Below are 20838 nucleotides of genomic sequence, written 5' to 3' on the forward strand. Positions count from 1 at the left end.
GAAAGCCGGCTATTTTGCGGCCCGCGCCGGGGCGCGGCAAATGCGGGCCCAGCGGCCCGCGCCGGCTGACGGGACGGCGGCGGGGCCGCGTGTATAGTCCGGCCCACTCGACCACCCGGAGCCGTGCCATGTTGCGACTGTTTGCGGTGCTGCTGTTTGCCTTGGGCGTGTATGCGGCCGCGCCGGCCCACGCCCAGGATTCAGTCACCTGCGAGAGCCAGAACAACCGCTACCGCGAATGCCGCGGCTTTGGCGGCCGCGTGCGGCTGGACCGCGCGCTGTCCGACTCGCCCTGTATCGAGGGCCGCACCTGGGGCACACGCGGCGAAGTGATCTGGGTCGACCGCGGCTGCCGGGGGCGCTTCGTGTCCGTGCGCGGCGGCGGCTGGGGCGACCGCCCCGGTGCGGGCCGAACCGTGCGCTGCGAAAGCACCGACAACCGCACCCGCGAGTGCGCCACCGGCTTCCGCGGCCGCGCCGTGCTGGTGCGCCAGCTGTCCGACAGCCGCTGCGTGGAGGGCCGCAGCTGGGGCCAGCGCGGCGGCAACATCTGGGTCAGCCAGGGCTGCCGCGGCGAGTTCACCGAAGGCCGCGGCGGCGGCTGGGGCGGCGGCCCCCCGGGCGACCCGGGCTGGGGCAACGCCAATCCCAACTACACCGTGACCTGCTCGAGCAGCGACAACCGCCGCACCAGCTGCGGCTGGGACCGCCGCAATGGCCGCCCGGTGATCGTCAAGCAGCTCTCCAGCAGCCCCTGCATCGAGGGCAGCACCTGGGCCTGGCGCGGCGATCAGATCTGGGTCGATGAAGGCTGCCGCGCCCGCTTCGGCGCCCGCTGATCGGTTTCAGGGTCGATCCGGCCACGCGGACAAACGTGGCAGGCATCGCAAAAGAGGCCGGGCTGACGCCCGGCCTCTCTTTTGTGCGCTCCGCCGTTCGCCGAATGCCTGGTCAGTAAGGCGGACTTCGCCAAGCAGGCTCGACCTGGCCGGCCGCGGCTCCTCGGCTTGGCCCGCCGCCCCTGGCGGATTTTCCGGTTAACCGCGCCTCATCGTTCGATCGGAGCCGCCCGTGTGACCGTTTTGGCCAACGGCGGCTCCCACCTGTAGAGCGGAGCTTGCTCCGCTGGGGCCTTCCCCACGAACCGAACGAAGAGCAGCGGAGTCCCCGAAAGGGGATTGCCACAAGCTCCGCTCTACAAGGAGGGCGGCGTGAACGGAAGAGACAGTGGCGCACACGGCGATTGGGTACGCGCCCGAGAGAGTCGAGGCTGCGCGGCAATCGATCAGGGCTTCTTTTGACTTTCGGCCCGAGGCCATCTGAGCAACGCGCGCGGCAGCGGGCCGGCGGGCGGCGGCCGCGCCCAGCGAGGCAGGACGCCGAGCGCCTTAAGTCAGGGCAGGATGCCCTGATTGAGGGAGAAGCGGCCTCCGCCCGCCGGACCGCTGCCCTTCCGGAGCCAGAGCGCGCTGGCCGGGCTCCGGAAGATCGAGGGACGAACCTCTTGCAGCCCAGCGAAGCAGGCGATCGATCAATCGCCGCTGGATGGCGTAGCTGGCTTGGCCTCGCTGGCCGCCGGCTTGGACTCGCTGCTGCCGGAAGCGCTGCTGCCCGCCCCCTCGACCAGGTTGCGCTTCTTGTCGCCGTCCTTCTTGAAGTCGGTCTCGTACCAGCCGCCGCCCGCCAGGCGGAACGCCGGCGCCGTCACCTGGCGCCTGACGGTCTGCGCGCCGCACTGCGGGCAGGTGTCCGGGTCGGGGTCGGAGAGCTTCTGCAGCTTGTCGAAGCTGTGGCCACAGGTGGTGCACTGGTAGGCGTAGATCGGCATGGCGATGACAGGGGTTGGCGTTAGCGGATGGCGGGCGCCAACGGTGGGGGCTGGAGGGCGCCGAATCAAGCGGTCCGGTCGGTGCGATCGGCATCCTCGGGCAGCGGACCCGAGTCCTGCGCCGGTGGCGCGGCCGCGCGCACCCGCTCCTGGTGGAACTCCGAAGCCCCCGGCGCCAGCAGCGTGGCCGCCGCCCCGCCGGCCGCCGGGGCGTAGCGCTCCGGCGCCGTCTCCACCGGATCCACGTCGAACGGCGTGCGGAACACCAGCGAAGGCAGCAGCGTGGTCAGCGTCGCATACAGCAGCAGCCCGCCGAACAGCGCATCGGGGATGGCGAAGCGCTCGCGCAGCACCCCGGCCAGCACCAGCGTGAAGATCAGCGTCGGCGCCAGCGCCGTGCCGATGCGCAGGCCGGTGCGGAAGGACTCGCCGAAGGTCAGCTTGCGCTGCAGCGCCAGCAGGCCCACCCGCAGCGGCAGCACCACCGCGGTCAGCGCCAGGCCCACACCCAGCGCCCCCAGGCTCAAGGCGCCGGCCGGCACCTTTGTGCCCGAATAGAAGAAATAGAACGGCACGAAGAAGCTGGCGAACAGCCGCACCGCATGCAGGTTGTCGTGCGAGGCCAGCGTCGGCATGCGCTGGCGCAGCAGGCGCGCCACCAGACCGGTGACGAAGGCGCCGACCAGATCGTGCACGCCGATCAGATGGGTCACGTAGGCGGCGATCACGCCGACCATCACCAGCAGCGAGAACTCCGCGCCCGGCGAATGCGGCAGCACCCAGCGCCCCAGCGCGATGAACAGCAGCGGCAGGCCGACCAGCATGGCCAGCAGCGCCAGCGTCGAGCCCAGCATCTCCAGCGGCGGGCTGGCCGACTGCAGCACCACGAACAGCGCCGCCAGCGCCAGCAGTTCGCCAGCGATGGCCTTGTTGGTCACCCAGAACTGCTCCTTGGCGTCCAGCCCCAGCCGGCCCAGCGTGTCGATGATGAAGCCGGTGGAAGGCGTCAGCAGGGCCAGCGCCAGCAGCGCGGCCGCCTGCCAGGACAGCCCTGCATAGCGCCAGGCCAGCCACGCCACCACGGCCAGGCTGGCCGAGCGCGCCACCAGATGGATGACCAGCTGCTTCCAGCCCTTGCGCAGCGCCTTGGGATCCACCTCCAGACCGGCGAACAGGAACAGCGAGGAGATGCCCAGCGAGGCCATCAGCGCCACCACTCCGTCCTCGACCGGCTTGCCGATGATCAGCGCGGCGACCACGCCGAAGGCCAGGCAGGTCAGCGGCGCCGGCAGCTTGAACTGCTGCAGGAACCGCGGAATGACCAGCAGCCCGAAGATCAGCAGCAGGTAGATCAGTTCTTGGCTCACGACGGTCCTTTCATGCGGGGTGGGCGAGGATGCGAGGCATGCTGCAATGCAGCATGCCCGTCCCGGAGGATGCGGCCAAGGGATGGCTTCGGGCACCCCGGCGCGCGGACGCAGGACGCCGCTGCGCTCGGGGGTCGCGCACCTTACGCAACTTTCCCCAAATTAATCAATATGTTATGATGATGAAGGTGACCAACCCCCCTTCCCCCAGAAGGTCGCGTTGATGCTGCGGCTGTTCACCCTGCTGCTGGGCGTGGCCCTGCTGCTGACCGGCAGCGGCCTGCTCGGCACGCTGCTCGCGGTCCGCGGCGCGCAGGCGGGCTTCGACGATCGCACGCTGGGCCTGGTGATGTCGTGCTACTTCGCCGGGTATTTCTTCGGCACCTTCATCGGCCCGCCGCTGATCGGCCGCATCGGGCATATCCGCGCCTTCGCCTTCTTCGCCGCGCTGGCGGCCATTGCCGTGCTGCTGCACCCGATCTGGCTCGATCCCTGGGCCTGGGGCCTGCTGCGCCTGGTCACCGGCGTAGCGCTGGTCGGGCTGTACACCGTCATCGAGAGCTGGCTCAACGCCGAGCCCAATGCGAGCACCCGCGCGCGGGTGTTTTCGGTGTACATGATGGTCAACCTGTCGGCGCTGGCGCTGGGCCAGGTGCTGCTGGGCTGGGGCGGGATGGCGATGGCCACCCTGTTCTCGCTGACCGCCATCCTGTTGTGCGCCTCGGTGATGCCGGTGGCGGCCACGCGCCTGCAGCAGCCCGAGGTGCCGCCGATCCAGCGCTTCAGCCTGCGCCGGCTGTATGCGCTGGCGCCGGCGGCCACGGTCGGCGCGGCGCTGTCGGGTCTGGCGATGGGCGGCTTCTGGGGCCTGTCGCCGGTGTACGCCAGCCGCATCGGCCTGGACACGCGCGGCGTGGCGCTGTTCATGCTGGCCGCGATCGCCGGCGGCGCGCTGCTGCAGGTGCCGATCGGCCGGATCAGCGATGGCCGCGACCGCCGCCTGGCGCTGGCGCTGGCCGCGCTGGCCGCCGCAGGCGTGGCCCTGGCGATGCTGCTGCCGGCGGTCCAGGCCGACCGGCGGGCGCTGTTCGGGCTGTTCTTCCTGTTCGGCGGGCTGAGCTTCTCGCTGTATCCGTTCGCGGTGGCGCACATGCTCGACTACCTGCCGCGCGAGCACCTGCTGTCGGGCTGTTCGAGCCTGCTGCTGGTCAACGGCGTCGGCTCGGCCATCGGCCCGGCGCTGGCCGGCGGGGCGATGCAGCGTCTGGGCCCCTCCGCGCTGCCGATCTACTTCGCGGTGATGCTGATCGCGCTGGCGGCCTATCTGTTCGCCCGGCTGCGCTTCCACCGCGACCGCACCTTCGCCGCGCCCTTCCGCCCGATGCTGCGCACCACGCCCACCGCGCTGGAGCTGATGCCGGAAACCGAACTCCCATCGCAACCTCAAGAGGAACGTTTTGACTGATCTGACCCCACCCATCCGCAACACCTCACCCCGCTCCACCCAGGCCCGGCCCGATCCGCGCCTGATCCTGGCGACCGACCTGGACGGCACCTTCCTGGCCGGCGACGCCGAGCAGCGCCACCGCCTGTACCGCCTGGTCGACCAGCACCCCGAGATCTGCCTGATCTTCATCACCGGGCGCGGCCTGGAAGCGGTGATGCCGCTGCTGACCGACCCCGCGATTCCCCGCCCCGACTATGTGGTGTGCGACGTCGGCGCCACCGTGGTCGACGGCCATACGCTGCAGCCGCTGCAGCCGCTGCAGTCCAAGATCGACAGCCGCTGGCCCGGCGACTACACCGTGGCCGCCGCGATGCGCGCCTTCCCCGACCTGGTCCGCCAGGACGTGCCGCAGGAACGCCGCTGCTCCTACTACTGCGACCCGGACACGCTGGCGCCGATCCGCGCCGACCTGGAGGAGGCCGCGCATGCGCTGGGCTGCTCGGTGCTGTATTCGGCCGACCGCTACCTGGACATCCTGCCGCCGGACACCGACAAGGGCCGCACGCTGAAGGCGCTGGCCCGGCAGCTCAAGCTGCCCAGCGAACGCGTGCTGGTCGCCGGCGACACGCTCAACGACCTGTCGATGTACCTGGCCGGCTTCCGCGGCGTCTGCGTGGGCGACTCGGAGGCCGCGCTGATCGAGGCCACCGGCGCGCTGTCCGACGTGCTGCACGCCAAGGCGCCCGGCTGCGGCGGCATCCTGGAGGCCATCGCCCACTTCAAGCTGCTCGACAAGGACGACCCGTGGCTGCCGGTGGCGCGCACCGCGCCGACCGGCAAGGCGCAGCTGCTGATGGTCTACCACCGCCTGCCCTACGAGGAGGTCGTGGAGGACGGCGAGCTGGTGCGCCGCCAGCCCAAGTCGCCCAACGGCATCATTCCCTCGCTGCTGGGGTTCTTCCAGGGCGGGCAGACCGGCTCCTGGGTGGCCTGGAGCATCGACGATCCCAAGCATGGGCCGTTCCAGACCCATACCTCGGTCGATGAGCGCTATCCCAACCTCACCGCCGCGCGCGTGCCGCTGAGCAAGACCGAGGTGGACATCTTCTACAAGCGCTTCAGCAAGGAGGCCTTCTGGCCGATGCTGCACGTGTTCTGGGAGCGCGCGCGCTTCCGCGAGGACGACTGGAAGGTGTTCCTCAAGGTCAACCGCAAGTTCGCCGAGGCCACCGCAGCCGAGGCGGCCGAAGGGGCGACGGTGTGGATCCACGACTACAACCTGTGGATGGTGCCGGCCTACCTGCGCGAGATGCGCCCGGACCTGAAGATCGCCTTCTTCCACCACACCTACTTCCCCTCGGCCGACGTGTTCAACGTGGTGCCGTGGCGGCGCGAGATCATCGGCAGCCTGCTGTCCTGCGATTACGTGGGCTTCCACATCCCGCGCCAGGTGGAGAACTTCGTCGACGTGGTGCGCGGGGTGGCGCCGGTGGAGCGCCTGCGCACCGAGAGCTGCGCGCCGCGCTTTCTCACCTACGGCTGCGCGGTGGGCCTGGACACGATGACCACCCGCCTGCGCGTGGCCGGCCGCGAGGTGGCGCTGGGCGCCCATCCGGTCGGCACCGACCTGCGCCGCATCAACCAAGTGCTGGCCAACCCGGAGGTGCGCAACAACATCTTCAAGCTGCGCCGCGAGATCGGCGCGCGCAAGCTGGTGCTCTCGGTCGAACGCCTGGACTACACCAAGGGCACGCTGGCCAAGCTGGAGGCGTTCGAGCGCCTGCTCGAATCGCACCCGCAGCTGCACAACAAGGTCACCCTGCTGATGATCTGCGTGCCGGCGGCCAAGGAGATGACGGTCTACCGCCAGCTGCAGAACGCCATCGAACAGGCGGTCGGCCGCATCAACGGCCGCTTCGCGCGGATGGACTGGACGCCGGTGCGCTTCTTCGCCCAGGCCTTCCCGTTCGAGGAGGTGGTGGCGCATTACGCCGCCGCGCAGGTGATGTGGATCACCCCGCTGCGCGACGGGCTGAACCTGGTGGCCAAGGAGTTCGTCGCCACCCAAGGCATCGAGGGCGGCAACGGCGTGCTGGTGTTGAGCGAGTTCGCCGGCGCGGCGGCCGAGCTGAAGGGCGCGGTGCTGACCAATCCGCACGACCAGGCCGACCTGACCGCGGCCCTGTCGCAGGCCCTGCGCATGCCCGAGGACGAGGCCGCCGGCCGCCTGCGCCAGCTCAACGACATCGTCGAGTACTACGACGTGGACCGCTGGGGCCGGGACTTCCTGGCGGCGGTGCGCGACTTCACCCCGGCCTCGCCCGAGGTGCACGCGCTGGCCGCCGCACCGAAGCGGGCCGCCCACGCCTGACCCGCCACAGCCGGCGCCCTTGTCCGGGCGCCGGCCGTTTGCTGGGCGGGCTGGCACTGTCGGCGACCAAGCGCAGCCCGGGCGCCAAGGCCTGGGGCACGATGATCGAGTGGCACGGCGGCGCGCTGGACCGGCTGGACTCGGTGGTGTTCGCGGCGCCGGTGTTCTTCCCCGTGGTGCGCGACGCGTTCGACGCCTGCCGATGGGCCTTCAGACGAAGGCGGCCATCGTCACACGCCAGCTGGCCAGCACCACGATCAGCGCCAGCAGGCCGCCGCGCACGCGCGGCCCGTAGTCCAGCCCGATGCGGTCGAGCTGACGCAGGCCGACCACCACCAGCGCCAGCAGACACAGGAAGGCGATGCGCTGGCCGGACAGATAGGCCGTGGGCGAGAAGCCCATCATCCCCAGCGAGGCCAGGCCCAGCAGCAGCAGGCCCAGCATCCGTGCAGCCTCGCGCCCATCGCGACAGAAGCCGCAGGCCGCGGCGATCACCACGCAGCCCACGGTGAAGGCCGACCACGCGCTGAGCGCATACAGCCACGGGTTCCACACCGCATCGCCATCCAGGCGCAGCGGCAGCGACAGCTGCAGGGGATCGCCCGGCACGTGCGGCACGAACAGCAGCATCTGCAGCAGCGACACCGCCAGAACCACGCCCAGCCCCGCCTTGAGCCAGCGCGCCAGCGGCGCGCGCCACAGCAGCACCAGGGTCAGCGCGGTGACCGTGCCGAACAGGTAGTTGCGCGGGTCGATCATCGCCCGCTCGATCAACCCTAGGCCGATGCGCAGCCTCTCCAGCACGTCCAGGTCGGCGAAGTTGGGAAAGCGCATGCCGGTCTCCTCGCGGAACCGCTCGACATTGCCCGGCGCGCTGAGGGCGAAGGCCGCGTTGGCGCACAGCAGCGCCAGCTGCGCCCAGTCCCAGCCGCTGGCCCGGCGCTGCCGGGCGCGCCACAGGCACAGCCCGAGCGTCAGCGGCACCATCACCAGCGCCAGCTGGTCGCAGTACGCCGCCAGCGCCGCGGCCAGGCAGGCGGCCAGCCGCGCCGGCCAGCGATGGGGGAGGTCCTCGACCAGCGGCACCAGGCTCCACACGCCCAGCGTCACCGGCCACAGATAGTTGAGCGAGCCGGTCAGCCACCAGCACGCCTCGTAGATGGCCTGCGGCGTCATCAGCATCACCAGCGCGAACACCACCCCCGTGGCGCCCGGCCACGACCAGCGCGTGCCCGGCCGCGCCAGCCGCGCCAGGCCCACGCACAGCAGCGCCATCACCACCGCGTTGCAGGCGCGCCACAGGCCGGGCGCATGGACGATGGTCACCAGCAGCGCCTCGATCGGCAGCCGCCCGGTCCAGGTGTGATAGCGGTGCACCAGGTAGTCGCGCAGCGTGTAGGTGTCGAGCATGCTGGCGAAGTAGCTGTCGTCGGCCACCGGCGCCGAGCTGATGCCGAAGGCGTGGATCGAGGCGATCGAGGCGAGCATCCAGGCCAGGCCCAGCAGCGGCCAGTGCCAGCGCAGGCGCGGCGCGCTCACGGCGACAGCCCCGCGCAGTCCAGCGGCAGCAGCGCAGGCGTGTCGCCGGTGCGCCAGTCGAGGAACAGCCGCGCGCCCTGCAGCGAGACACCGGCCACGGCCAGGTTCAGCGAGGCGGCGAAGCCGGGCGCGTAATAGGTGCGCTTCTCGCCGGTGCGCGCCTTCAGCAGCGGCGCCAGCTGCGGCCGCGCCTGCCAGGCGGTGTCCAGCGCGCGCAGGCGGCCGTCGGCCAGGCGCAGCAGCACGCGGTTGCCGCCGATCGGCCAGCCCTGGCCCTTGCGGAGGGCCCAGCCCTGCACGCGCAGGCGCTCGCCGTCGACCTCGCAGCGTTCGGTCGCGTACAGGAACATCCCCGGCGCCGGCGCCGCGGCCGCCGCGTCGCTCGCCACCGGCGCGGCGTTGTCGCGCCAGAACAGCAATGCGTAGAACGCGGCGAATCCCAGCGCACAGGCCGCCACGCCGATTCCCGCCCAGCGCGACAGCGCGCGCCCTTCCCTCACCGCCGCCATGCCGTCGTGCCCGCTGCCCGTGCCAGATGCCCGGCTACAATGGTCGCATGTCCCTCCTGCAACTTTCCCGCGTCGACTACAGCGTCGGCGGCCCGCTGCTGCTCGAACAGGTCGAGCTGTCCATCGAACCCCACGAGCGCGTGTGCATCGTCGGCCGCAACGGCGCCGGCAAGTCCACGCTGATGAAGCTGATCGCCGGCGAGCTGCAGGCCGACGACGGCGAGGTGCGCCTGCAGTCGGGCACGGTGGTCGCGCGCATGGCCCAGGAAGTGCCGCCGGACACCGCCGGCAGCATCTTCGACGTGGTCGCCCAGGGCCTGGGCGCGCTGGGCCGGATGCTGGCCGACTACCACCACGCCGTGCACGAGGGCGACATGGACGCCATGGGCCGCGCCCAGGCGCAGATCGAGGCCCACAACGCCTGGGACCTGGATCGCCGCGTGCAGGCCACGCTGGACCGGCTGGAGCTGGACGGCGAATCGGACTTCGCCGGCCTGTCCGGCGGCATGAAGCGCCGCGTGCTGCTGGCCCAGGCGCTGGTGCGCCAGCCGGACATCCTGCTGCTGGACGAGCCGACCAACCACCTGGACATCGAGGCCATCGACTGGCTGGAAGGCTTCCTCAAGTCCTTCGAAGGCAGCCTGATCTTCATCACCCACGACCGCAGCTTCCTGCGCAACCTGGCCACGCGCATCGTCGAGATCGACCGCGGCCAGGTCACCAGTTGGCCCGGCGACTACGACAACTACCTGCGCCGCCGCGAGGAGCGCCTGCACGCGCAGGCGCAGGAGAACGCGCGCTTCGACAAGCTGCTGGCCCAGGAGGAAGTCTGGATCCGCCAGGGCATCAAGGCCCGCCGCACCCGCAACGAGGGCCGCGTGACCGCGCTCAAGGCCATGCGCCGCGAACGCGCCGCCCGCCGCGACCTGCAGGGCAACGTGCGCATGGAGACCTCCAACGCGCAGGCCTCGGGCAAGAAGGTCATCAGCGCCGAGCACATCACCCAGGCCTACGCCGGGCGCACGCTGCTGGACGATGTCGCGGTGACGATCATGCGCGGCGACCGCGTCGGCATCATCGGCCCCAACGGCTCGGGCAAGTCGACGTTGCTGAAGATCCTGCTGGGCGAACTGGCGCCGCAGCAGGGCACGGTCGAGCTGGGCACCAATCTGCAGATCGCCTACTTCGACCAGCATCGCAGCCAGCTGGACGAGTCGCGCAACGCACTGGAGAACGTCGCCCAGGGCACCGACTTCGTCGAGATCAACGGCAGCCGCAAGCACATCATCGGCTACCTGCAGGACTTTCTGTTCTCGCCCGAACGCGCCCGCGCGCCGATCACCCGCCTGTCCGGCGGCGAGCGCAACCGCCTGCTGCTGGCCAAGCTGTTCGCCCAGCCCTCCAACCTGCTGGTCATGGACGAACCGACCAACGACCTGGACGTGGAGACGCTGGAGCTGCTGGAAGAGCTGCTGGCCGAGTACAAGGGCACGCTGCTGCTGGTCAGCCACGACCGCGACTTCATCGACAACGTGGTCACCAGCACGCTGGTGCTGGAAGGCGAGGGCCGCGTCGGCGACTACGTCGGCGGCTACAACGACTGGCTGCGCCAACGCCCGCGCGGCCGCGCCGGCTTCGACAGCCAGGCCCGGCAGACCGACCGCAGCGTGACCGAGCAGGTGGTCGCGGCCAACGCCGGCGCGGCGGCGGCCACGCCCGCCGCCGCGCCGAAGAAGAAGCTCAGCTTCAAGGAACAGCGCGAACTGGAGCAGCTGCCCGCCCGCATCGAGCAGCTGGAAGCCGACATCGAGGCGCGCACCGCGGCGATGTCCGGCCCGGCCTTCTTCCAGCAGGACAGCGCCACCATCGTCGCCGAGAACGAGGCCCTGGCCGGCCTGCAGGCCGAACTGGAACGCGCCTACGCCCGTTGGAGCGAGCTGGACGGCTGAGGCGGCTGAGCGGCTGAGGCGGCAGGCGGCAGGCCTAGGCTGAGGCTTGCCAGCAAGCTCCCCCCACAAGCCGCCGCAAACCCGCTACCCTCGTTCCCGCGAAAACGGGAACCCATGGACTTTCGCGTCGAAGCCTCAAGCCGCTGGCGTCCCGCTTTCGCGGAAACGACGAGTCCTGAGCTCTTCCGCATCGATCAGCGCGCGGCGCCCCTACGGCCCCACCTCACCCGGCACCCCCACCCGAATCGCCCGCGAAAAATCCTCTCCCTCCCCCACCGCCCGCGCCTTGGCCGTGATATGCCCCCGCGCCCGCAGCGTCGCGAAGTCGATCCCCGGCATCAGCCCGCCATGGTCGGCCACGTAGCGATCGAAGTACCCCGACAGCAGCAGCCGCCAGTCCAGCGGCAGGCGGGCATCGATGCGCCTGGCCAGCTGGAAAATCACCGTGGTGCAGTTGCTCATCACGGTGTTGTAGAACGCCGGCCGCGCGCGCAGCGCGTCGGCCTTGTCCAGATAGGCTAAAAACAGCTGGCGCAGCGCAGCCGGCGGCAGGTTGAGCCGGTACAGCCACATGTCCTCGCCACGCACATTGGTGCGCACGCGCAGGATGTCGTCCTCCCCGGCGGCGACCAGCGTTTCCTCGTACTGGCGGAAGAAGCCGCCCAGCGCGGAGAACGCCTCACCGCGCTCCTTGCGGATCTCCAGCGAGAACACCAGATGCCGGCCATCGGCGAAGCCGAAGGACACCAGCGTGTGGGCGATGGCCGGCCCCATCCAGTACGACAGCGCCAGATCGGCCGAACGCAGCTGGGACAGGTCGTAGCGGCGCGTGTCCCAGCGCACGTCGTAGTCGGTGTCGCTGCGCCAGCGGAAGTCGCGCACGTTCTCCAGCACCACCGTATCGCCCTGCACCTGCGCCTGCAGCAGACGCGCGACATCGTCGGCCCACAGACGGTCCTGCCGCGGTGCCTGCAGCGACCAGCCGGCCAGAAACCCCAGCCAGACCAGCAGCGCCACGCCCGCCCAGCGCGCGCCGCCGGCGCGATGACGCGCACGCAGCACCCTCAACCCCAGCCAGAGCCATGCCAGTGCCAGCACGCCGCGCAACACGTGCGGCCAGTGGTCCAGATAGATGCTGGCCAGCACCGCCCAGGCCAGCAGCGGCGGCAGCACGCACCAGGTCAGCGCGCGCCGCCAACGGCCGGACGCCTGCGTGGGACCGTATGAGTCAGAGCGCATCAGCGCGAGTCCGTGAAGGCGTGCATCGTGGCCATCATCGTGCCGGCCTTGGCATGGAGGCAACGTCGTGCCGCCTACACTGCTTAGGTCTATCGCGACAGGAGGCTTCCATGCACACGATCCCCGCCCTTGAAATGCTCGACGGCCGCACGATTCCCCAGTTCGGCCTGGGCGTGTGGCAGACCCCGGCCGACGAGACCGCCAACGTGGTCAGCGAGGCCTTCCGGCTGGGCTATCGCCACATCGACACGGCGGCCATCTACAAGAACGAAGAAGGCGTCGGCCAGGCCATCGCCACCTCCGGCCTGCCGCGCGACGAGCTGTTCATCACCACCAAGCTGTGGAACGAGGACCAGGGCTACGACAGCGCGCTCAAGGCCCTGGACACCAGCCTGGGCAAGCTGCAACTGGACTATGTCGACCTGTACCTGATCCACTGGCCCTGCCCGGCCAAGGGCAAGTTCGTCGACAGCTGGAAGGCGCTGATCGCCGCGCGCGACGCGGGTAAGGTCAAGTCTATCGGCGTGTCCAACTTCCGCGTCGAGGACATCGAGCACATCGCCGCCGAGACCGGCGTGCTGCCGGTGGTCAACCAGATCGAGCTGCATCCGCTGCTGCAGCAGGCACCGCTGCGCGACTACGGCCAGACCCACGGCATCCTGACCGAGGCCTGGAGCCCGCTGGCCCAGGGCGGCGAGCTGCTCGAGAACGCGATCCTCAAGGACATCGCCGCGCGCCACGGCAAGACCGCCGCCCAGGTGATCCTGCGCTGGCACATCCAGCTGGGCAACATCGTGTTCCCCAAGTCGGCCAACTCGGCGCGGCTCAAGGAGAACATCGACGTGTTCGACTTCAAGCTCAGCCTGGACGACATGGCCGCGATCGCCAGCCTGGATGCTGGCAAGCGGCGCGGGCCGGATCCGGCGGAGCTGAACTGAGGCAAAGAATCGGCGGGGTGACTCCCGCCGATTCTTTAACTGCCTCGGATCTTCATGCCCACGGAGTGACGGACAGCCCTGTGGGAGCCGCGCGGCCTGCGCGGCTCAGCCGGTGTTCTGCAAGCCCTGCGAGACGCCGTTGACGCTGGCCACCAGAGCGCGCAGCAGGGCGTCGTCCTCGCGGTCGGCGGCACGCCAGCGCTTGAGCAGGTCCACCTGCAGCAGGCTGATCGGATCGACGTAGGGGTTGCGCAGGCGGATGGACAGGTCCAGGCGCTGGTCGTGCTGGAGCAGGCTGTCGTTGCCGGACAGCCTGAGCACCCAGTGGCGGGTGCGCTCGTGCTCGGCCTGGATGCGCGGGAAGAACTGCCCGTGCAGATCGCCGGAGAGCTGGGAGAACAGCGCCGCGATATCCAGATCGCCCTTGGCCAGCACCATGGCGATGTCGTCCAGGAAGGTGCGCACGAAGGGCCAGTCGCGGCCCATCTCGCGCACCGCCTCCTCGCCGAACTGCTCCACCGCCGCGGCCAGGCCGCTGCCCACGCCGTACCAGCCGGGGATGGTGGCGCGCGCCTGGCTCCAGGCGAACACCCACGGGATCGCGCGCAGATTGCTCAGCGCCGCGTCCTGGCCCAGCCGGCGGGAGGGACGCGAGCCCAGGGTCATGCGTTCGATGACGTCGATCGGCGTGGCGGCGCGGAAATAGTCCATGAAGCCCTTGGCGCTGACGAAGTCGCGATAGGCCTCGGTGCTGGCGCGCGCGACGGTATCCATGAACGTGCGCCAGTGCGCTTCGCGCGGCTCGGGCGGGCGCGGACGGATGCTCGACACCATCACCGCGCCCAGCGACTGCTCCAGCGAGCGCAGCGCCAGCGCGCGGATGCCGTACTTGCGATGGATCACCTCGCCCTGCTCGGTCACGCGCAGGCGGCCATCGACACTGCCGCGCGGCGAGGCGTCGACCGCGCGGGTGGTCTTGCCGCCGCCGCGGCTGATCGAGCCGCCGCGGCCGTGGAAGAAGGTCAGCTTGATGCCGAGCTCGTGCGCGGCCTCGAGCAGTTCGACCTGGCCGCGCTGGAGACCCCAGCGCGAGGCCGCCGTGCCGCCGTCCTTGCCGCTGTCCGAATAGCCCAGCATCACCATCTGCGTATCGCCGCGCGCGGCCAGATGCTGGCGGTAGACCGGATCGGCGGCCAGGTCGCGCAGCACCTCCGGCCCGTGGCGCAGGTCGTCCACGGTCTCGAACAGCGGCGCGATGTCCAGCGGCACCTGGCCGCTGTCATCCACCAGTCCGCCACGACGGGCCAGCGCCAGCACGGTCAGCACGTCGGCGCGGCTGTGCGCCATCGAGATGATGTAGGCGCCCAGCGCGTCGGCGCCGTGCAGCCGCCGCGCCTCGCCCAGCGCGGCGAACACCGCGTCCAGGCGCGGATTGCCCTCCTCCTCGCTGGCCGGCAGGGCCTCGCTGCCGGCGGCGTACGGCCCCAGCAGCGCCGCGCGCGCGACCGCGTCCAATGTGTCCCAGTCGCTCTGGCCCAGCGCGGCGGCGACCGCGCGGCCGTGCACGCTGGATTCCTGGCGCACGTCCAGCCGCGCCAGATGGAAGCCGAAGGTGCGCACGCGCCACTGCAGGCGGCGCACCGCGAACCAGCCCGCATGCAGGCCCCGGTGCGCGGCCAGGCTGTCCAGGATCAGCTGGATGTCGGCGGCGAACTCCTCCGGCGCGGCGTACGCGCCGGGCGCATCGTCCAGCGTCGCGCGCAGCCGCGCGCGCATCAGGTCGTTGAGCAGGCGGTAGGGCATGTCGGCATGGCGCGGACGCGAGCGCGCCGCGGCCTGCGGCAGCTGCGCCTGGTACTGCGCCAGGCGCGCGAGCAGCGCCTCGCTCACCGGCACCAGCGTGGTCGACTGGCTCAGCAGGCTGGCCAGCTGCCACAGCTCCTTGAGATAGCGCTCCAGCACCACCGCGCGCTGGGCGCGCAGCGTATCGGCGATGGTGGTGGCATCGACGTTGGGATTGCCGTCCATGTCCCCGCCCACCCAGGTGCCGAAGCGCAGCACGCGCGGCAGGTCGGGCGCGCTGCCGTAGACCTCGGTGAAAGCGTGCTCCAGCGATTCATAGAACACCGGCACCACGCGGTACAGCACCTGGGTCAGGTAGAACCCCACGTGCTCCCGCTCGTCGGCCACCGTCGGTCGCACCGGCGAGGAATCGGCGGTCTGCCAGGCCGCGGTCAGCGCCATGCGGAAGCGCGCCGCCTCGCTGGCCGCCTCGCCCGGCGTCTGCGCGCCGTCCAGGCCGGCCACCAGCGCGGCGACCATGAGCTGCTCCTTCTCCAGCAGCGCGCGGCGCACCGCTTCGGTCGGGTGAGCGGTGAACACCGGCTCCAGATCCAGCCGCTCCAGCCAGGCGGTGGCCTCCTCCAGGCCGACGCCCTGCTCCTTGAGCCTGAGCAGGCTGGCGTGCAGCCCTTCCGGCTGCGGCGCATCGCCCTGGCGCTGGTAGTCGCGGCGGCGGCGGATGCGGTGCACGCGCTCGGCGATGTTGACCACCTGGAAATAGGCGCTGAAGGCGCGGATCAGCGCCTCGGCGTCCTCGGCGGACATGCCGGCCAGGATCGCGGCCAGGCCCTGCGTGCCCTCGCCCTTCTGCCGGCGGGCGATGGCGCGGGTGCGGATGCGCTCGACCTGGGCGAGGAATTCGTCGGACACCTGCTCGGCCAGCATGTCGCCGACCAGCGCGCCGAGCCGGCGCACATCGTCGCGCAGCGGCAGGTCCGGCGCGGCGAATTCCAAGATCGCAGACGATGCCGACAAAGTTGCAGGTGAATTCATCGCGGTCGCGCCAGATGCCGATCGTGGAGGGACGCCAAGCCTACTGCAAAGGCGGCCGTGTTCATCGCCGCCCCGACGCACGGCGATATACTGCCGGCTTCGCCGAGGGGCGCTGCGACCCAAGCCGTGCCATGCACGCGCCACGGGCCAGGCTCGGCGATCCACCTGTGCAACGGCGCCCGGCAACCGCGAGCTTTCCACGCCCGCCCTTGACCGGAGCAACTCCATGAATGCGCAACTGAAGACCTTCTCGACCGAAGGCGACTACAAGGTCGCCGACATCTCCCTGGCCGACTGGGGCCGCAAGGAACTGGACATCGCCGAGCACGAGATGCCGGGCCTGATGTCGATCCGCCGCAAGTACCAGGCCACCGCACCGCTCAAGGGCGTGCGCGTGACCGGTTCGCTGCACATGACCATCCAGACCGCGGTGCTGATCGAGACGCTCAAGGACATCGGCGCCGACGTGCGCTGGGCCTCGTGCAACATCTTCTCGACCCAGGACCATGCCGCCGCCGCGATCGCCGCGACCGGTACGCCGGTGTTCGCCTGGAAGGGCGAGACGCTGGAGGAATACTGGGACTGCACGCTGGACGCGCTGACCTTCACCCTGCCCGACGGCACCCTGACCGGCCCGGAGCTGGTGGTGGACGACGGCGGCGACGTGACCCTGCTGATCCATAAGGGCTACGAGCTGGAGAACGGCAGCAAGTGGGTCGACGAGCCGGCCTCCTCGCACGAGGAGCAGGTGATCAAGAACCTGCTCAAGCGCGTGGCCAGCGAGCGCCCGGGCTACTGGACGCGCGTGGTCGCCGACTGGAAGGGCGTGTCCGAGGAGACCACCACCGGCGTGCACCGCCTCTACCAGATCGCCGAGGCCGGCAAGCTGCTGGTGCCGGCGATCAACGTCAACGACTCGGTCACCAAGTCCAAGTTCGACAACCTCTACGGCTGCCGCGAGTCGCTGGCCGATGGCCTGAAGCGCGCGATGGACGTGATGCTGGCCGGCAAGGTCGCCGTGGTCTGCGGCTACGGCGATGTGGGCAAGGGCTCGGCGCATTCGCTGCGCGCCTACGGCGCCCGCGTGATCGTCACCGAGATCGACCCGATCTGCGCCCTGCAGGCGGCGATGGAAGGCTTCGAGGTCAACACCGTCGAAGACACCCTGGGTCAGGCCGACATCTACGTCACCACCACCGGCAACAAGGACATCATCACCCTCGAGCACATGAAGGCGATGAAGGACCAGGCCATCGTGTGCAACATCGGCCACTTCGACAACGAGATCCAGGTCGATGCGCTGTACGCCTCGGGCGCGGTGAAGACCAACATCAAGCCGCAGGTGGACAAGTTCACCTTCGCCAACGGCAACAGCATCTTCCTGCTTGCCGAAGGCCGCCTGGTCAACCTGGGCTGCGCCACCGGCCATCCGAGCTTCGTGATGTCCAACAGCTTCGCCAACCAGACCCTGGCGCAGATCGACCTGTGGGCCAACAAGGACGTGTACGAGAAGACCGTCTACCGCCTGCCCAAGCAGCTGGACGAGGAAGTCGCGCGCCTGCACCTGGACAAGATCGGCGTGAAGCTGACCAAGCTCACCGCGCAGCAGGCCGATTACCTCGGCGTGCCGGTGGAAGGCCCGTACAAGCCGGACCACTACCGCTACTGATCGACGCAGCGGTCATCGCGTGATCACGAACGGGCGCCGCGAGGCGCCCGTTCGCATTTGGCGGCTGGGCAGCGGATTGCTTGATCCAACCCATGTAGCACGTCTGTGCTACATTGCTTGAGGATCCACCGCCGGACGTCCTCTCATGAGCACCACGACCATCCGCCTGCCGGACGCGCTCAAGGCCCGCATCGCGAAAGCGGCCGAAGCCGCGGGCACCACGTCGCACAACTTCATCCTGGAAGCCATCGCCGAGAAGACCGACCAGGCGGAACGGCGCGCGGACTTCCTGGCGGAGGCCGATCGGCGCTGGGCCGAGTTCCTGGAAACGGGTGAAAGCATTCCCTGGGAGGAGATGCGCCGCTATCTGATGGGCCGAGTCCAAGGCAAGGACATGCCGCGTCCGGTCGCCCGCAAACTCGCGAAATGACATGGCGTACCTGGAGTTCCTGCCCCGCGTGTACCAGGACCTGCAGCGCATCGTCAAGCATCTGGAACAGCACGAGGTCGAGCACGTCCCGGACCGCCTGGGCGAGCTTGTCAGTGCCTTCGACGTGCTCACGGACAATCCCTTGATCGGTCGCCCCATCCACGGGGATCTGAGGGAGCTGGTGATCGGGCGCAGCGCCCGTGGCTACGTCGCGCTGTACCAGTACGCAGCCGCCTTGGAGACCGTGTTCGTACTCGGAGTTCGCGCACAGCGCGAATCGGGTTACCCAAGCGATGCGTGAAACCGGGTCGGACGCACGCCGCTTTCATCGTGTCGCGCAACCTAGGCCTCGACGTGGCGGAGTGCACACAGGTCCACGACTGGATTCTCTGCCCTGGCCGCATCCTCACTCGACCGACCGGGCGAAGCTTCGCGGCGAATGGACCGGAGCTTCCTTCGACCCGAAGCCATAGAACTCAACGCGCGAGGCAGCGGTCCGCCCGGCGGTGGCCGCGACGAGCGAGGCAGGATGCCGAGGCCCGAATCAGGGCAGGATGCCCTGATTGAGGGAGAAGCGGACACCGCCGGCCGGGCCGCTGCCCCACCGAAGTCATTGGCAACTCGCACACGCCGCGCCCCCTCGATCAAGCGAGAAGAGCCGCTTCGAAAAAAGCGGCCCGCTATCATTGAAAAGCCCCCATGACCCCCGCCATCGCCCTGCTCAAGCGCGAGAAGATCGCCCACACCGTGCACAGCTACGCGCACGACCCCAAGGCCGATTCCTACGGCGGCGAGGCGGTGGAGAAGCTGGGCCTGGACCCCGCGCAGGTATTCAAGACCCTGCTGGCGAGCAGCGAGACCCATGAACTGCTGGTGGCGATCGTGCCCGTGGCCGGGCAGCTCGACCTCAAGGCCCTGGCGGAAGCCGCCGGCTGCAAGCGCTGCGAGATGGCCGGCGTCGACGAAGCGCAGCGCGCCACCGGTTACCTGGTCGGGGGCATCAGCCCGCTGGCGCAGAAGAAGCGCCTGCGCAGCTTCCTCGACGCCAGCGCACAGTCCCTGCCCCGCCTGCACGTCAGCGCAGGACGACGCGGCCTGGAAGTCGAACTGGCCCCTGCCGACCTGCTGCGCCTGACCGGCGGCCGCTACGCCCCGATCGGCAAGCCGCGCTGAGCGACCCGCGCCGCCGAAGCGAGCACACGCCGCCTCAGAACGCCACCTGGAAGCGCGTGTTGAACGTATAGCCCTCGTCCTGCCCCCGATAGGCACCGCTGCGGTTGTCGGTCTGCCAGAAGACCGCATCGAGCATGACGCGCGCATAGTCGTTGAGATACCAGTTGGTGCCCACGGTCCAGGCATGCCCGGTGCCGCCCGTGGGCAACTCGTCGTAGTCCACATCCTCGTAGCGCGCGCGCAGCTCCCAGGCCCCGCGCCCGCCGGACGTGACCGGATCCTGCACCTTGACCTTGCCCCAGGTGCCGCTCTTGGCCGTATAGGCCGGGCTCGCCCCGAACAGGAACACGCCGCCGGACACCGTCCAGGCCGAATGATCCAGATCGTAGCGGCCCGCACTGCCCACCCCGCCGATGCGGCGCGTGCCCCACTCGCCGCTCACCCAGCCCGGCCCGAAGAAACCGGCCGCTTCCACGCCATAGGCCGTGCCACGCTCGGCACCGGCCAGCGCGCCTGGCGCAATCTTGACCAGATCGTTGAAGTGTCCCGAGATCGCCGAGCTGCGCAGCACACCGGTGGCCCCGGCCGGAATGTCCTCGTGAAAGGCCCACGCCCCCAGATGCACCGTGGCGGCCTCGCTCAGCAGCAGGTTCCAGTGCGCGCGCGCGGCCACGGTCAGGCTGTCGTTGTCCTCGCCGGCATTGTTGAGGTCGTTGCCCGCCACCGACAGGCTGGCGTGCCAGCCCTGCCCGAACACCCGCTCGGTCAGCCCCACGCCGAACAGGCCGCGCTGGGGCAGGATCAGCGTGCCGACCACGTTGCGATCGGCGAACGGCGTGTTGGTCGTGCTGCTGGAACCATCCAGGCCGCGGTCGTTGAGCCGGTTGCCGATGCTCAGCTCGGCCTGGGTGCCGAACAGGCGGTGATCGACGCTGGCGTAGACCGACTTCCAGGCCACCTCGTTGTCGGCGAAGTCGCCTTCCACCACATAGCCCACCCGCCCGTAGCTGCCCTCGGCCCCCAGGCGCACCGAGCGGATCTCGGTGCCGGAGATGTTGCGGTCGGCGAAGTCCGAGCCGCCCGTGCTGGAGGCGTCCACGAACAACCGACCGCGCGGCCGGAAGGTGAAGCTGCCATCGGCATTGGAGAATTGCGGCGCGCCCTTGGACCAGCTGACCTTGGGCGCCTTGGCCTGGGCGGCCTCGACCTTGGCCACGCGCGCTTCCAGGGCGGGGTCCGCGGCGGGCGGCGCGGGCGTTGCCGTCGCGGTGCTCGCGCTGCCGCCGCCTTCGACCGCCTTCAGGCGCGCCTCCAGCTGCTCGATCTTCAGGGCCTGCGCCTGCACCAGGCGGGTCAGTTCTGCCTGGCTCAGCGCCTGCGCGCCGGCCTGGCCGGTGGTCAGCAACAGGCCGATCGCCACCGTCAGCGCTGCCTTGGGCAGCACGTGGATTCGCATCATGGGGAAGCTCTCTCTCGGGCACGGCGACGCAGGCGCGTCGGCGGCCACACGGGGATGGTGCGGGGGGATGGGTCCAGCGCGGTGC

General features: G+C 70.1%; 16 protein-coding genes, 1 pseudogene and 1 riboswitch. Of the genes and pseudogenes, 10 read left to right on the top strand and 7 right to left on the bottom strand.

Annotated elements, in window-relative coordinates; all coding sequences use genetic code 11:
• The first annotated feature begins 128 nt into the window (after positions 1–128).
• Positions 129–839 carry a DUF3011 domain-containing protein gene (locus ACFJIT_RS12010; protein ID WP_379653719.1) on the top strand — a complete coding sequence of 237 codons (711 nt, stop codon included), beginning with the start codon at positions 129–131 and terminating at the stop codon, positions 837–839.
• A gap of 692 nt (positions 840–1531) precedes the next feature.
• Here ACFJIT_RS12010 and ACFJIT_RS12015 read toward each other — a convergent pair.
• Positions 1532–1828, bottom strand: a complete 297-nt coding sequence (locus ACFJIT_RS12015; protein WP_130523365.1) for an FmdB family zinc ribbon protein — start codon at positions 1826–1828, stop codon at positions 1532–1534.
• A gap of 65 nt (positions 1829–1893) precedes the next feature.
• Positions 1894–3195, bottom strand: coding sequence for a cation:proton antiporter (locus ACFJIT_RS12020; protein WP_379653720.1), 1302 nt, complete (start codon positions 3193–3195; stop codon positions 1894–1896).
• Between the two features lie 223 nt (positions 3196–3418).
• Here ACFJIT_RS12020 and ACFJIT_RS12025 point away from each other — a divergent pair, with 223 nt between their 5' ends.
• From ACFJIT_RS12025 to ACFJIT_RS12035, 3 genes and pseudogenes are all read left to right on the top strand, one after another.
• Positions 3419–4660, top strand: coding sequence for an MFS transporter (locus tag ACFJIT_RS12025; RefSeq protein ID WP_379653721.1), 1242 nt, complete (start codon positions 3419–3421; stop codon positions 4658–4660).
• Between the two features lie 61 nt (positions 4661–4721).
• Positions 4722–7013, top strand: coding sequence for a glucosylglycerol-phosphate synthase (gene ggpS, locus ACFJIT_RS12030; protein ID WP_379655770.1), 2292 nt, complete (start codon positions 4722–4724; stop codon positions 7011–7013).
• A gap of 44 nt (positions 7014–7057) precedes the next feature.
• Positions 7058–7195, top strand: a pseudogene (locus ACFJIT_RS12035) (phosphatidate cytidylyltransferase); the annotation flags it as partial.
• Between the two features lie 28 nt (positions 7196–7223).
• Here ACFJIT_RS12035 and ACFJIT_RS12040 read toward each other — a convergent pair.
• Entirely contained in the window at positions 7224–8552 is a 1329-nt protein-coding gene (locus ACFJIT_RS12040) for a DUF6056 family protein (RefSeq protein WP_379653722.1), read from the bottom strand.
• Complete coding sequence (locus ACFJIT_RS12045) at positions 8549–9061, bottom strand: hypothetical protein (RefSeq protein WP_379653723.1); 513 nt, start codon at positions 9059–9061, stop codon at positions 8549–8551. The genes ACFJIT_RS12040 and ACFJIT_RS12045 overlap by 4 nt, the downstream gene beginning before the upstream one ends.
• Positions 9062–9108: 47 nt before the next feature.
• On the opposite strand from ACFJIT_RS12045, the gene ACFJIT_RS12050 reads away from it, so the two are divergent.
• Positions 9109–11010, top strand: a complete 1902-nt coding sequence (locus tag ACFJIT_RS12050; RefSeq protein ID WP_379653724.1) for an ATP-binding cassette domain-containing protein — start codon at positions 9109–9111, stop codon at positions 11008–11010.
• Positions 11011–11220: 210 nt separating this feature from the next.
• Here the strand turns inward: ACFJIT_RS12050 and ACFJIT_RS12055 are convergent, their stop codons facing one another.
• On the bottom strand, positions 11221–12249 hold the full coding sequence (locus ACFJIT_RS12055; protein WP_379653725.1) for a DUF4105 domain-containing protein: 1029 nt from the start codon (positions 12247–12249) through the stop codon (positions 11221–11223).
• Between the two features lie 110 nt (positions 12250–12359).
• Between ACFJIT_RS12055 and ACFJIT_RS12060 the strand changes: the two genes are divergently transcribed.
• The gene (locus ACFJIT_RS12060) at positions 12360–13187 is read left to right on the top strand and encodes an aldo/keto reductase (protein ID WP_379653726.1); all 828 of its coding nucleotides are present in this window, start codon (positions 12360–12362) and stop codon (positions 13185–13187) included.
• Positions 13188–13292: 105 nt separating this feature from the next.
• Here the strand turns inward: ACFJIT_RS12060 and ppc are convergent, their stop codons facing one another.
• Entirely contained in the window at positions 13293–16022 is a 2730-nt protein-coding gene (gene ppc / locus ACFJIT_RS12065; RefSeq protein WP_379653727.1) for a phosphoenolpyruvate carboxylase, read from the bottom strand.
• Positions 16023–16120: 98 nt separating this feature from the next.
• Positions 16121–16210, top strand: a riboswitch (S-adenosyl-L-homocysteine riboswitch).
• Positions 16211–16248: 38 nt separating this feature from the next.
• Here ppc and ahcY point away from each other — a divergent pair.
• From ahcY to ybaK, 4 genes are all read left to right on the top strand, one after another.
• Entirely contained in the window at positions 16249–17691 is a 1443-nt protein-coding gene (gene ahcY / locus ACFJIT_RS12070) for an adenosylhomocysteinase (RefSeq protein ID WP_130515798.1), read from the top strand.
• A gap of 145 nt (positions 17692–17836) precedes the next feature.
• Positions 17837–18121, top strand: a complete 285-nt coding sequence (locus ACFJIT_RS12075; RefSeq protein ID WP_379653728.1) for a DUF1778 domain-containing protein — start codon at positions 17837–17839, stop codon at positions 18119–18121.
• A gap of 1 nt (position 18122) precedes the next feature.
• Positions 18123–18422 carry a type II toxin-antitoxin system RelE/ParE family toxin gene (locus tag ACFJIT_RS12080; RefSeq protein ID WP_379653729.1) on the top strand — a complete coding sequence of 100 codons (300 nt, stop codon included), beginning with the start codon at positions 18123–18125 and terminating at the stop codon, positions 18420–18422.
• A gap of 398 nt (positions 18423–18820) precedes the next feature.
• On the top strand, positions 18821–19294 hold the full coding sequence (ybaK, locus tag ACFJIT_RS12085; protein WP_379653730.1) for a Cys-tRNA(Pro) deacylase: 474 nt from the start codon (positions 18821–18823) through the stop codon (positions 19292–19294).
• Positions 19295–19328: 34 nt separating this feature from the next.
• Here the strand turns inward: ybaK and ACFJIT_RS12090 are convergent, their stop codons facing one another.
• The gene (locus ACFJIT_RS12090) at positions 19329–20753 is read right to left on the bottom strand and encodes an OprO/OprP family phosphate-selective porin (RefSeq protein WP_379653731.1); all 1425 of its coding nucleotides are present in this window, start codon (positions 20751–20753) and stop codon (positions 19329–19331) included.
• Positions 20754–20838: the final 85 nt, after the last annotated feature.

The sequence above is a fragment of the Pseudoxanthomonas sp. UC19_8 genome, from assembly GCF_042700505.1.
Classification (GTDB): domain Bacteria; phylum Pseudomonadota; class Gammaproteobacteria; order Xanthomonadales; family Xanthomonadaceae; genus Pseudoxanthomonas_A; species Pseudoxanthomonas_A winnipegensis.